At 39.2% G+C, this 13,400-nt stretch carries 12 protein-coding genes and 1 other annotated feature; all 12 genes read right to left on the bottom strand.

The features are described 5' to 3' along the window. Positions 1-51: 51 nt before the first annotated feature. The gene (locus tag H9632_RS10775; protein WP_191704097.1) at positions 52-303 is read right to left on the bottom strand and encodes a ribosomal L7Ae/L30e/S12e/Gadd45 family protein; all 252 of its coding nucleotides are present in this window, start codon (positions 301-303) and stop codon (positions 52-54) included. 179 nt (positions 304-482) lie between these two features. Next, positions 483-4,163 carry a DNA-directed RNA polymerase subunit beta' gene (gene rpoC, locus H9632_RS10780; protein ID WP_191704098.1) on the bottom strand — a complete coding sequence of 1,227 codons (3,681 nt, stop codon included), beginning with the start codon at positions 4,161-4,163 and terminating at the stop codon, positions 483-485. A gap of 152 nt (positions 4,164-4,315) precedes the next feature. Further along, complete coding sequence (rpoB, locus tag H9632_RS10785) at positions 4,316-7,873, bottom strand: DNA-directed RNA polymerase subunit beta (RefSeq protein ID WP_191701142.1); 3,558 nt, start codon at positions 7,871-7,873, stop codon at positions 4,316-4,318. A 253-nt stretch (positions 7,874-8,126) separates the two neighbouring features. Beyond that, a complete protein-coding gene (locus tag H9632_RS10790; RefSeq protein WP_191704099.1) occupies positions 8,127-8,729 on the bottom strand; it encodes a class I SAM-dependent methyltransferase in 603 nt (200 codons plus the stop codon). 199 nt (positions 8,730-8,928) lie between these two features. After that, positions 8,929-9,288, bottom strand: coding sequence for a 50S ribosomal protein L7/L12 (rplL, locus tag H9632_RS10795; RefSeq protein ID WP_191701140.1), 360 nt, complete (start codon positions 9,286-9,288; stop codon positions 8,929-8,931). A gap of 72 nt (positions 9,289-9,360) precedes the next feature. Next, positions 9,361-9,861 (bottom strand): 50S ribosomal protein L10, encoded by a 501-nt coding sequence (rplJ, locus tag H9632_RS10800; RefSeq protein WP_191704100.1) that lies wholly within the window; start codon positions 9,859-9,861, stop codon positions 9,361-9,363. Between the two features lie 32 nt (positions 9,862-9,893). Further along, positions 9,894-10,041: a sequence feature (ribosomal protein L10 leader region), on the bottom strand. Between the two features lie 76 nt (positions 10,042-10,117). Next, complete coding sequence (gene rplA, locus H9632_RS10805; RefSeq protein WP_191704101.1) at positions 10,118-10,816, bottom strand: 50S ribosomal protein L1; 699 nt, start codon at positions 10,814-10,816, stop codon at positions 10,118-10,120. Positions 10,817-10,950: 134 nt separating this feature from the next. Beyond that, complete coding sequence (rplK, locus tag H9632_RS10810) at positions 10,951-11,376, bottom strand: 50S ribosomal protein L11 (protein ID WP_008406998.1); 426 nt, start codon at positions 11,374-11,376, stop codon at positions 10,951-10,953. A gap of 175 nt (positions 11,377-11,551) precedes the next feature. Further along, complete coding sequence (nusG, locus tag H9632_RS10815; RefSeq protein WP_191701137.1) at positions 11,552-12,091, bottom strand: transcription termination/antitermination protein NusG; 540 nt, start codon at positions 12,089-12,091, stop codon at positions 11,552-11,554. Between the two features lie 178 nt (positions 12,092-12,269). Beyond that, the gene (gene secE, locus H9632_RS10820) at positions 12,270-12,455 is read right to left on the bottom strand and encodes a preprotein translocase subunit SecE (protein ID WP_191704102.1); all 186 of its coding nucleotides are present in this window, start codon (positions 12,453-12,455) and stop codon (positions 12,270-12,272) included. 41 nt (positions 12,456-12,496) lie between these two features. Continuing rightward, positions 12,497-12,685, bottom strand: coding sequence for a 50S ribosomal protein L33 (gene rpmG, locus H9632_RS10825; RefSeq protein WP_404829019.1), 189 nt, complete (start codon positions 12,683-12,685; stop codon positions 12,497-12,499). A 35-nt stretch (positions 12,686-12,720) separates the two neighbouring features. Beyond that, positions 12,721-13,344, bottom strand: coding sequence for an RNA polymerase sporulation sigma factor SigH (gene sigH / locus H9632_RS10830; protein WP_191704194.1), 624 nt, complete (start codon positions 13,342-13,344; stop codon positions 12,721-12,723). Positions 13,345-13,400 lie beyond the last annotated feature (56 nt).

Below are 13,400 nucleotides of genomic sequence, written 5' to 3' on the forward strand. Positions count from 1 at the left end.
GTGGTTCATTTTTTGGGTAAAAACAAAGTCTTTGTGTATTTTACACAAAAACTACATCGCAGTAATCGCAACAACTGCAGCTCCAACATGAATGCCGCAAGCTTTACCAAGTTCTTTTCTTGAATCGACGTAATAAACTGGTACACCGATTTCTTTCGCGAGAAGAATGGCCGGATCGGTAACCCACTTGTCTGCATCGACTGCGACAAAAAGAGCTGATACTTGTCCAGCATACATTGCTTTCACTGCTTGCTTTATACCTATGATTGTTTTACTGGCCTGTTTTACTTGATCGTAAGACATTTACATATCCTCCTAAGTACAGACAGTTAACTATCAACCTTCAATATATTATCATTCCAAACTTATACTGTCAACCAATTTCTCATGAAAGAATATTGATTATTTGTTTGTTCGGGAATATTTATTAGAAAAACCCCGGCAGAGTGTGACCTCTACCGGAATCCATTGTTGATAGATTATTATTCCGCTGTTACAACGTCAGCTGAACCTTCTTGATCCATGCGAATTTGACGGTAACGTTGCATACCAGTACCAGCCGGAACTAGCTTACCGATAATTACGTTTTCCTTCAGACCTAGAAGTTCATCACGTTTACCTTTAATTGCAGCATCCGTTAACACACGAGTTGTTTCTTGGAATGATGCAGCAGATAAGAATGATTCTGTTTCAAGTGAAGCTTTTGTAATACCTAAAATGACTGGACGGCAAGTTGCTGGTGTTTTTCCGTTAAGAACGGCATCAACATTCGCCTCAGAGAATTGGTGAATATCAAGCAGTGAACCTGGTAATAGCTCTGTATCACCTGCTTCAATTACACGCACTTTACGAAGCATTTGGCGAACCATTACTTCGATATGCTTGTCACCGATTTCTACCCCTTGCATACGGTATACTTTTTGTACTTCTTTTAATAGATATTCTTGAACTGTCGATACGTCTTTAACTTTTAGTAATTGTTTAGGATCGATCGAACCTTCTGATAATGTTTGACCTGCAATAATTGTATCGCCTTCAGCTACCTTTAGGCGTGCATTATAAGGTGCTTGATATTTACGTGTTTCCACGTCACCTTGGATCGTAATTTCTTTTAGACCTTCACGAATTTCTTCGATTTCGATAACTGTACCAGTAATTTCAGAAATCACTGCCTGACCTTTCGGGTTACGAGCTTCAAAAATCTCTTGGATACGTGGAAGACCTTGTGTAATATCGTTACCTGCTACCCCACCTGTATGGAATGTACGCATTGTTAACTGTGTACCTGGTTCACCGATAGATTGAGCTGCGATAATACCTACCGCTTCACCAACTTCTACCTCTTCACCAGTAGCTAAGTTCATACCGTAACATTTTTTACATACGCCATGTTTTGTATTACATGTGAATGCTGAACGGATTGTAATTTCTTCGATGTTTGCATCTTCAATTGCACGAGCAACATCTTGTGTTACTAAACCATCACGCTCTACGATAACCGCTCCTGTTTCTGGGTGGCGAACTGTTTTCTTCACGTAACGACCAACAATACGTTCGTCTAACGCTTCGATCATTTCATTACCTTCCATTAAAGAACCGATTAATAAACCGCGATCTGTGCCACAGTCGTCTTCACGAACGATAACATCTTGGGCTACGTCAACTAAACGACGTGTTAAGTAACCTGAATCGGCAGTTTTTAGTGCTGTATCGGCAAGACCTTTACGCGCACCATGTGTAGAGATGAAGTATTCTAATACTGTTAAACCTTCACGGAATGAAGACTTGATTGGTAATTCGATAATTCGACCAGCCGGGTTGGCCATCAGACCACGCATACCTGCTAACTGAGTAAAGTTAGATGCATTACCACGGGCACCAGAGTCAGACATCATGAAGATTGGGTTTGTTTTTTGTAAAGATTTCATCAGCTTACCTTGAATTTCATCTTTGGCAGCTGTCCATACGTTAATAACACGGTTATAACGCTCTTCCTCTGTGATTAGACCACGGCGGAATTGGATCATTACTTTATCTACTTTACTTTGTGCTTCTTCTAAAATACCACCTTTATCAGGTAATACAACGATATCAGATACACCTACAGTAATACCTGCACGAGTAGAATATTTGAAACCTAAGTTTTTCATGCGGTCAAGCATCTTAGAAGTTTCTGTAATGTGGAATTCTTTAAATACTTCAGCAATGACATTACCTAAGAATTTTTTGCGGAATGGATCTACTACAGGAACATTCGTAAAGTGCTTCGCCAATATAGCACGACGTTGCGCTTCGATTTGTTCTGCTTCAGATAAATCTGCATATCCTTCAGTTGCTTCTATTTCTTTTAGTAATTCTTCATCAATTGTTAAATTTACGAAGTATTTCTCAGGCGTTTTTTGCTCTAAGTTAACTGAAGTTGGCTCATTAATATAAGGGAATGAGCTTGGTAAAATTTCATTGAAAATAACCTTACCTACAGTAGTTAATAAGAACATTTTATTTTGTTCTTCTGTAAATGTTGGGTTATTTAAAGAGCTCGCTTTAATCGCAATACGAGAATGTAAATGTACATGACCATTTTGGTAGGCAATTAACACTTCGTTTGAATCAAAGAATACAGAGCCTTCACCACGAGCACCTTCACGCTCAAGTGTTAAGTAATAGTTACCTAATACCATATCTTGAGATGGTGTTACTACTGGTTTCCCGTCTTTCGGGTTAAGGATGTTTTGAGCTGCCAACATAAGTAAACGAGCTTCCGCTTGTGCTTCAGCTGATAGTGGAACGTGCACGGCCATTTGGTCACCATCGAAGTCAGCGTTGTAAGCTGTACATACTAATGGGTGAAGACGGATTGCACGACCTTCTACTAATGTTGGTTCGAATGCTTGGATACCAAGACGGTGAAGCGTCGGTGCACGGTTAAGTAATACCGGATGCTCACGAATAACGTCTTCTAAAACGTCCCAAACTTCATTGTGTAAACGCTCAATTTTACGTTTTGCTGATTTAATGTTGTGTGCTAAGCCACGCTCAACTAGTTCTTTCATTACGAAAGGCTTGAATAATTCAATCGCCATTTCTTTTGGAAGACCACATTGATACATTTTTAAATTTGGACCTACTACGATAACCGAACGACCAGAATAGTCTACACGTTTACCAAGTAAGTTTTGACGGAAACGACCTTGTTTCCCTTTCAGCATGTGTGAAAGTGATTTTAAAGGACGGTTACCAGGACCTGTTACCGGACGACCACGACGACCATTATCGATTAATGCGTCGACCGCTTCTTGTAACATACGTTTTTCGTTTTGAACTATGATGCTTGGTGCACCAAGGTCAAGTAAACGTTTTAAACGGTTGTTACGGTTAATTACACGACGGTAAAGGTCATTTAAGTCAGAAGTGGCAAAACGACCACCATCTAATTGCACCATTGGACGAAGCTCTGGTGGAATTACCGGTAGTACATCTAAAATCATCCACTCCGGTTTGTTGCCAGAGTTACGGAATGACTCTACTACTTCAAGACGTTTAATTGCACGTGTACGGCGTTGCCCTTGTGCAGATTTTAACTCTTCTTTTAAAACTTGTGTTTCGTCTTCTAAATCGATCTTCTCTAAAAGACGTTTAATCGCTTCAGCACCCATTGCCGCTTCGAACTCGTTACCATACTTTTCACGGTATGCACGATATTCTTTTTCGGAAAGTAAGTCTTTATAGCCTAGAGACGTTTGACCTGTCTCGATTACTACATAAGAAGCGAAGTAAATTACTTCTTCCAGCGCACGTGGAGACATATCTAAAATAAGACCCATTCGGCTTGGAATACCTTTGAAGTACCAAATATGTGATACTGGTGCAGCAAGCTCAATGTGACCTTGACGCTCACGACGAACTTTTGCACGTGTAACTTCTACTCCACAACGGTCACAAACGACACCTTTGTATCGTACACGCTTATATTTACCACAGTGACATTCCCAGTCTTTTGTTGGTCCAAAAATACGTTCGCAAAATAGACCATCTTTTTCCGGTTTTAATGTACGGTAGTTAATTGTTTCTGGTTTTTTAACCTCTCCATATGACCAAGAACGGATCTTGTCAGGTGAAGCTAAACCAATTTTCATATATTCAAATTCATTAACATCGATCAAGGAGCCTACCTCCCTTTAGTTATAAGTCTTTCGTGACTTTATTGTAGCTCTGCACTTACAAATTTTCATATTAGGCCATAATGAAATTTGTATTTTCAAATAGTTATAAGAAAAATCGGGCAGGGCATATACCTGCCCGATTCAATTTGAAATTATTCAAATGATTCTACTGGGTCTTCTTCTTTATCATCAGATGGGCGTCCAGCTTCTGAAGCTGGTGGAGCTACTTCTTCCTCATCGTCAAGGTCGCGTAATTCTACTTCCTCGTCATTGATTGTAAGCATCTTCACATCCATACCTAATGATTGAAGTTCTTTAATTAATACTTTGAATGACTCTGGTACACCTGGTTCTGGAACACTTTCACCTTTTACAATAGCTTCGTATGTTTTCACACGACCTACAACGTCATCTGATTTTACAGTTAAAATCTCTTGTAACGTGTAAGCAGCACCGTATGCTTCAAGTGCCCAAACCTCCATCTCACCGAAGCGCTGACCACCGAATTGTGCTTTACCACCAAGCGGCTGTTGCGTTACTAATGAGTAAGGTCCAGTTGAACGTGCATGAAGTTTATCGTCAACCATGTGCGCTAGTTTAATCATATACATGACACCAACAGAAACACGGTTATCGAATGGCTCACCTGAACGTCCATCATACAGAATTGTTTTACCATCACGGTTCATACCAGCTTCTTCCATAGTTTCCCAAACATCGGCTTCGTTGGCACCATCGAATACTGGTGACGCCATATGAATACCTAAGTAACGAGAAGCCATACCTAAGTGTAGCTCAAGTACTTGTCCGATGTTCATACGTGAAGGTACCCCTAGTGGGTTAAGCATGATATCTACTGGTGTTCCGTCCGGCATGAACGGCATATCCTCTTCCGGTAAGATACGTGAAATTACACCTTTGTTACCGTGACGTCCGGCCATTTTGTCACCAACGCGGATTTTACGTTTTTGAACAATATAAGCACGAACTAATTGGTTTACACCTGGTGGTAATTCATCGCCGTCTTCACGGTTGAATACTTTTACATCTAAAATGATACCGCCAGCTCCGTGTGGAACACGTAGAGACGTATCACGTACTTCACGGGCTTTTTCACCGAAGATAGCATGTAATAAACGCTCTTCCGCAGTTAACTCTGTAACTCCTTTAGGCGTAACTTTACCTACTAGAATATCACCATCGCGAACTTCTGCACCTATACGGATAATTCCGCGGTCGTCCAAGTTACGAAGTGCATCTTCACCTACGTTTGGAATATCACGTGTGATTTCTTCAGGTCCAAGCTTTGTATCACGAGACTCTGATTCATATTCTTCAATATGAACAGAAGTATATACATCGTCTTTTACAAGGCGTTCGCTCATAATTACAGCATCCTCGTAGTTGAAGCCGTCCCATGTCATGAACGCAACAAGTACGTTTTGGCCAAGTGCTAATTCGCCTTTTTCCATTGAAGGACCATCAGCTAAAATATCACGAGGTTTTACACGGTCGCCAACTTTTACGATTGGGCGTTGGTTATAAGATGTACCTTGGTTAGAACGAATGAATTTTTGTAATTTATATTTAGTTAAGTCACCCTTAACTTCTTTACCATCTACTAACTCAATACGACGTACATGAATTGAACGTGCTTCTACATGTTCTACAATACCGTCATATTTTGCTACAACAGCAGCGCCTGAATCACGCGCGTCTACGTGCTCCATACCTGTACCAACGAATGGTGCATTAGGATATAGTAATGGAACAGCTTGGCGTTGCATGTTCGCTCCCATTAACGCACGGTTTGAGTCGTCGTTTTCTAAGAACGGGATACATGCTGTGGCAGCAGATACTACTTGTTTTGGTGATACATCCATATAGTCGATGCGATCTCTTGTAAATACTGTGTTATCGCCACGGAAACGTCCTACGACTTCTTCGTTAGCGAATGTACCATCATCATTTAAAATAGAGTTTGCTTGTGCAACTACATAGTTGTCTTCTTCGTCAGCCGTTAAATAGTGGATTTCTTTCGTTACAGCACCTGTTTCCGGATCAACACGGCGGTAAGGTGTTTCGATAAATCCAAATTTGTTAACTTTTGCGAATGAAGATAAAGAGTTAATAAGACCAATGTTTGGCCCCTCTGGTGTTTCGATTGGACACATACGCCCGTAGTGAGAGTAGTGAACGTCTCGTACTTCCATACCTGCACGCTCACGAGTTAAACCACCCGGTCCTAATGCAGATAGACGACGTTTGTGCGTCAACTCTGCCAACGGGTTTGTTTGGTCCATGAACTGAGATAATTGAGAGCTACCAAAGAACTCTTTAATTGATGCAATAACCGGACGAATATTGATTAACTGTTGCGGTACGATTGCTGCTGTATCATTAATTGACATACGCTCACGTACAACACGTTCCATACGAGATAAACCGATACGGAATTGGTTTTGTAATAACTCACCAACAGAACGTAAACGACGGTTACCTAAATGGTCAATATCATCTGTGTTACCAACGTCATATAATAAATTGAAGAAGTATGATACAGAAGCCAATACATCAGCTGGTGTAATATTTTTAACTTCTTCATCTACATAAGCGTTTGAAATAACATTAATTTCTTTTTGTGCTTCATCATTTGGTGCAAAGATTTTAACCGATTGAATCGTAATGTCATCTTCCAATACGCCACCAACTTGGTTTAACGTACGGAATCCTACACCACTTTCTAAATAAGGGATTAGCTTATCTAGATTACGACGGTCTAATAATGTACCTGCTTCAACAATAATTTCCCCTGTATCAGGATCTACTAATGTTTCTGCAATCGTTTGGTTGAATAAACGATTTTTGATGTGAAGCTTTTTGTTCATTTTGTAACGACCGACATTCGCTAAATCATAGCGTTTTGCATCAAAGAAGCGAGAATATAATAGATTCTTCGCAGATTCAACTGTCGGTGGTTCACCTGGACGTAAACGTTCATAGATTTCAAGAAGCGCCTTTTCAGTACCTTCTGTGTTATCCTTTTCTAACGTGTTACGTAAGTACTCATTGTCACCAATGATATCTAAAATTTCTTGGTCCGAGCCGAAACCTAATGCACGTAAAAGTACCGTTACTGGTAATTTACGTGTACGATCGATACGTACATAGACAACGTCTTTTGCATCTGTTTCATATTCTAGCCATGCACCACGGTTAGGAATAACTGTTGCGCCAAAGCCTTTTTTACCGTTTTTATCCGTTTTTTCGTGGAAGTATACACTTGGAGAACGAACTAACTGAGACACGATAACACGCTCAGCACCATTAATAATAAATGTGCCTGTTTCTGTCATTAACGGGAAATCACCCATAAAGACATCTTGCTCTTTAACTTCGTTTGTTTCTTTGTTGTGCAAACGTACTTTCACGCGCAGTGGCGCAGCATAAGTAACGTCACGTTCTTTACATTCGTCCACTTCATACTTAGGTTCACCTAAAGTATAGTCAACGAATTCTAATGAAAGATTACCTGTAAAATCCTCGATTGGAGAAATGTCGTGGAACATCTCGCGCAACCCTTCTTCAAGGAACCACTCATAAGATGCTGTTTGGATTTCGATTAAATTCGGAAGTTCCAGCACCTCACTAATACGCGCAAAGCTTCTACGCTGGCGGTGTTGTCCGTACTGAACTAGTTGACCTGTCAACTCATTCACCCCTCAATAAAGCGATAATAGGTCTTTGCAAAAACATACAAATGGTGTATGATTTCGAAAGACAAAAAGAAAACGAGACTTTTTTAAAACCTCATTTTCGGTTAAACTTAACTTATTCTTAGCAAGTATACCCGTAAATTTGATTAAATAATGCAAAAGGGCATACTACCTCAAAATAATAATTTTGCATTTTATTATGTTATCACACTCAATTTGTCAAGTCAATATTTGATATAGATCTTACTTATTTTTTTGCACGAATGATCCAATATCCTTTTTTCTTCTCAACAACATCTACTTCTGAAAACATTTCTTCTAAATGGCTCATTGTCGATGGAGCACCTTGCTTCTTCTGAATAACAATCCATAGCTCACCATTCTCCACAAGCAGCTCATATGCGCGGTCATAAAACTTAAAAACCGTTTCTTTTCCTGCACGGATTGGTGGATTTGTTAATACTGCCGCTACTTTTGAATTAGTATTTACAGCATCCAATCCATCACTTTCAAAAATACGTACATTTTGAACCCCGTTAAGTTGGGCATTTTTTTGAGACAAACTAACTGCACGCGAATTAATATCCATCATGAATACTTCACGGTCAAGGTTGTTTTTTGCAATCGACAATCCGATCGGTCCATAGCCACAGCCTACATCAAGTAAAACACCTTCAACTTCAGGCATTTCAAAAGCATCGATTAGCACACGGGAACCAAAATCTACTTCGCTTTTACTGAATACACCCGTATCCGTTTCGAATGTAAATATATTGCCTAATAAAGTGAATTTCCATTGGCGTGGTTTACTTTCAGATTGAGGCTTATTTGAATAATAATGTTCAGACATCGATACGCCCCCTTAGAAAAACACATTTGCGCCAAACAGTGCGAAATGCTGTCTTTTTTCCTTATGTGGATTTCTTCTAAAAATTATACATTCTCATCCACTAAAAGTTAAATAAAGAAAAGCCCGCCGCAAAATTGTGACGAGCTTTCCTTATTAAGCTAAGCAATAGGCATAGCTATTAAATATAGTTAAACTAAAATTATTTAACTTCTACTGAAGCGCCAACTTCTTCAAGTTTAGCTTTGATAGCTTCAGCGTCATCTTTAGAAACGCCTTCTTTAAGAGCTTTAGGAGCGTTGTCAACAACCTCTTTAGCTTCTTTTAAACCTAATCCAGTGATTTCACGAACCACTTTGATTACTTTGATTTTTTCTTGACCAGCAGATGTTAATACTACGTCAAATTCAGTTTTTTCTTCAGCTGCAGCAGCACCGCCAGCAACTACTGCTACTGGAGCAGCAGCTGTTACACCGAATTCTTCTTCGATTGCTTTTACTAAGTCGTTTAATTCTAGAACTGTCATAGCTTTGATAGCTTCTAAGATTTGCTCTTTGTTCATTTTAATTTCCTCCTATGGAATGTTTTATTAGTTTAGGCGATTTGCCTGATTGTTGAAGTTAAGAGGCTAATATTAAGCGCCTTGCTCTTCTTTTTGATCTGCAACAGCTTTTGTTGCAAGTGCGAAGTTGCGCACTGGAGCTTGAAGTACAGATAAAAGCATTGATAATAGACCTTCGCGAGATGGAAGTTCTGCAAGAGCTTTAACGTCTTCAACTGATGCCACAGTACCTTCGATGATACCAGCTTTAATTTCTAACGCTTCATTTTTCTTAGCGAATTCGTTAATAATTTTAGCAGGAGCTACTACGTCCTCGTTAGAGAATGCGATAGCATTTGGACCAGTTAAGAATTCATTAATTCCTTCTAAACCAGCAGTTTCAGCAGCACGACGAGATAAAGTATTTTTATATACTTTGAACTCAACACCAGCTTCACGTAATTGCTTACGTAATTCTGTTACTTGCGCTACAGTTAAACCACGGTAATCCACTACTACTATAGAAGCAGCAGCTGAGAATTTATCAGCGATTTCTTGAACTTGAACTTTTTTTGTTTCGATTGCTTTGCTCATGATGACACCTCCTATTAGAATGAGTCATTTATACCGACAAAGAAAAGCCTCTATATCAAAATAGACATAGAGGCTGAAAGTACATCATCTTAAAAAGAATCCGAACTCCGATGTCCTCGGTAGGCTCATTAAGTGCAATATTGGCACCCCTACTGTCTACGGTACAAATGGATGATTCACAACAGCATTCATCTTATCAAGTAAGAGATGCGTTGTCAACAAATTTTATTGAACGATTTTAAAAAATCGGAATGAATTATTTGATAGATACGTTAGCAGCGTCAACTTTTACAGCAGGACCCATTGTAGTTGTAACATTTACAGACTTCATGTAAGTACCTTTTGCTGCAGCTGGCTTAGCTTTTTGAACTACTTCAAAAACAGCTAAGAAGTTTTCTACTAATTTGTTTGTATCGAAAGAAACTTTACCGATTGGTGCGTGGATAATACCAGACTTTTCAGCACGGTATTCTACTTTACCAGCTTTAATTTCTTCGATAGCTTTTGTTACGTCAAATGTAACTGTACCTGTTTTAGGGTTTGGCATTAAACCTTTAGGACCTAATACACGACCTAATTTACCAACTTCACCCATCATGTCAGGAGTTGCAACGATTACATCGAAATCAAACCAACCTTGTTGGATTTTTTGGATGTATTCTGCATCGCCTACATAATCAGCACCAGCAGCTTCTGCTTCTTTAATTTTTTCGCCTTTAGCGAAAACTAAAACGCGTTGAGTTTTACCAGTACCGTGTGGTAATACTACTGCACCACGGATTTGTTGGTCATTCTTACGAGTGTCGATACCTAATTTGAATGCTACTTCTACAGTTGCATCAAAGTTTACTGAGCTTGTTTTTTGCGCTAATGCTACTGCTTCTTCAACAGAGTATAAAGTTGCGCGGTCGATTAATTTAGCTGCTTCTTGCAGTTTTTTACCTTTTTTAGCCATTATAATTTCCTCCTTGATTGTGGTTGTAACGGATTTGGACCTCCCACGAATAAAGGTTGCGCACTCATCAAACTAGTATCAGAGTGCAGCAACCTTCCAAAAAACAAAAACATCATCAAGTGTTGAAGATGGGATTAGTCTTCGATCGTAATGCCCATGCTTCGTGCAGTACCTTCAACCATTAACATAGCAGCTTCAACTGAAGCAGCGTTAAGGTCTGGCATTTTTTGTTCAGCGATTTCGCGAACTTTATCACGTTTAACCGTTGCAACTTTCTTACGGTTTGGTTCACCAGATCCAGATTGGATACCAGCCGCTACTTTAAGTAACACTGCTGCAGGTGGAGTTTTCGTAATGAAAGTAAATGAACGATCTTCGAATACTGAAATTTCAACTGGAATAATAAGACCAGCTTGATCAGCAGTACGAGCGTTAAATTCTTTACAGAATCCCATGATGTTAACACCTGCTTGACCTAATGCAGGACCAACCGGTGGCGCTGGGTTTGCTTTACCAGCAGGGATTTGAAGTTTTACAACTTTAATAACTTTTTTAGCCACGAGACACACCTCCTTAAGTCCGTGATGTGGTAATAGGGTTGCCCCTCCCACTCAATATCTGTTCGTCAGCTAAGCCGATAACATTAAAACTAATTAAAATCAAACATCATAAGTAAGACAGTCTGACCTATGAAATGATAACACTTTTAAATTGCTTAATCAAGTCTAAATAATTCTATATTTTTTGTACTTGGTTGAAATCTAGTTCCATCACTGTTTCGCGACCAAACATATCTACTAAAACTTTTAGTTTTGCTTTGTCTACATCTACTTCTTCTACGCGACCTTGGAAATGTGCAAAAGGTCCTTCAAGAACTTCGACAACCTCACCAACAGAAATTTCAACTTCACCTAATTGAGATTCGTTCATGCCCATTTGTGCAAGTAAACGTTCTGCTTCTTCCGGCAATAACGGCGTCGGTTTAACCCCACCGCCTGAAGAACCGATAAATCCAGTTACACCCGGTGTATTACGAACTACATACCAAGCGTCATCCGTCATAATCAATTCTACTAGAACATAACCTGGGAAGATTTTACGCATTACCGCTTTTTTCTTGCCGTCTTCTTTTACATCAATTTCCTCATGCTCGGCTACAATTACTCTGAAAATCTTATCTTGCATGCCCATTGTTTCAACACGTTTTTCAAGATTAGCTTTCACTCGATTTTCATAACCAGAATACGTATGAACTACATACCAATTTTTCTCCATATAGGTAGGACTAAATCGTCCGTCCCTCCTTTACATTATTGTGTTAAGGTTATATTTCCCCGTTCACAAAACTTCAATAATCTATTTCTTTAAACAAGCTATTAGATATTTTTTAACAAATGAAAAAACCCGTTATTTGAAATTGACGGGCTATTTCGAAATATTAACATGATATAGCTTATAGAGACAAGAACCAACGCAATAATTCTGAGATTCCTAAATCAGTCACCGTAAAGAATAATGCCATAACGATAACTGTTGAAATTACTACTACTGTATATTTCGTTAACTCTTTGCTTTTTGGCCAGCTTGTTTTACGCATTTCCGAGCCGACTTCTTGAAAAAAGTTTGTTACCTTACTCATTTTTGCCCAACCCCCGAACAACGAATTAATCTATTTTTTATTTATAACGTTTGTTTATGCGTTGTATGCTCATTGCAATGCGAGCAAAATTTCTTCAATTCTAAGCGCTCGGTCGCTCCATCTTTTTTCGGAACGCTGTAGTTTCTTGAACCACATTTTTCACAGCTTAAAACGACTTTCTTTGCCATGTATATCACCTTTTCGGCAGTTTGTCCTTTAAAGACTAACACCTAAATTTCCCACTGTCAATAAAGGCTGTCAGTGTTTAAGTTATTTCTTTTAGTTCAAGATGCCGCTCCAATTTACGCTTTACCCGTTGCAGAGCATTGTCGATTGATTTAACATGGCGGTTCAATTCTTCAGAAATTTCATTGTAGGATTGACCCTCTAGATAGCGGACCAATACTTGCTGCTCAAGCTCACTTAATACCTCTCCCATCTTCTGTTCGAGATAAACGTAGTCTTCACGGTTAATCATCAAATACTCTGGATCATCAGAAATCGGACTCGTAATAATATCCATTAATGTCCGCTCGGATTCTTCATCATAAATCGGCTTATCCAAGGACACATAAGAATTTAGAGGGATATGCTTTTGACGTGTAGCCGTTTTAATCGCTGTAATAATTTGCCTTGTTATGCACAGCTCAGCAAATGCACGGAACGAAGCAAGCTTATCCTCTTTAAAATCCCGGATGGCCTTATATAATCCAATCATACCCTCTTGAATAATATCTTCTTTATCGGCCCCAATTAAAAAATATGACCGTGCTTTTGCTTTAACGAAAAGCCGGTATTTCGAAATCAAAAAATCTAACGCATCTGTATTGCCTAGATGCACTTGCTCCACAAGCCCTTCATCTGTCAAACGTTCTAAATGCAGTACCATTTGTAACTTCTCACTTTTAAGCAACGAAAATCACCTCAGCTACGCTAGAATTATTA

Origin of the sequence: Solibacillus merdavium (genome assembly GCF_014836935.1) — a bacterium.
In the GTDB taxonomy this organism is placed as follows: domain Bacteria; phylum Bacillota; class Bacilli; order Bacillales_A; family Planococcaceae; genus Solibacillus; species Solibacillus ferritrahens.

What these genes read in the sequence shown, in the direction of transcription:
- rplA (WP_191704101.1), bottom strand. Translation starts at nt 10,816, where the DNA reads ATGGCTAAAAAAGGTAAAAAACTGCAAGAAGCAGCTAAATTAATCGAC.
- rplL (WP_191701140.1), bottom strand. Translation starts at nt 9,288, where the DNA reads ATGAACAAAGAGCAAATCTTAGAAGCTATCAAAGCTATGACAGTTCTA.
- secE (WP_191704102.1), bottom strand. Translation starts at nt 12,455, where the DNA reads ATGAGTAAGGTAACAAACTTTTTTCAAGAAGTCGGCTCGGAAATGCGT.
- sigH (WP_191704194.1), bottom strand. Translation starts at nt 13,344, where the DNA reads ATGGTACTGCATTTAGAACGTTTGACAGATGAAGGGCTTGTGGAGCAA.
- nusG (WP_191701137.1), bottom strand. Translation starts at nt 12,091, where the DNA reads ATGGAGAAAAATTGGTATGTAGTTCATACGTATTCTGGTTATGAAAAT.
- H9632_RS10775 (WP_191704097.1), bottom strand. Translation starts at nt 303, where the DNA reads ATGTCTTACGATCAAGTAAAACAGGCCAGTAAAACAATCATAGGTATA.
- rplJ (WP_191704100.1), bottom strand. Translation starts at nt 9,861, where the DNA reads ATGAGCAAAGCAATCGAAACAAAAAAAGTTCAAGTTCAAGAAATCGCT.
- H9632_RS10790 (WP_191704099.1), bottom strand. Translation starts at nt 8,729, where the DNA reads ATGTCTGAACATTATTATTCAAATAAGCCTCAATCTGAAAGTAAACCA.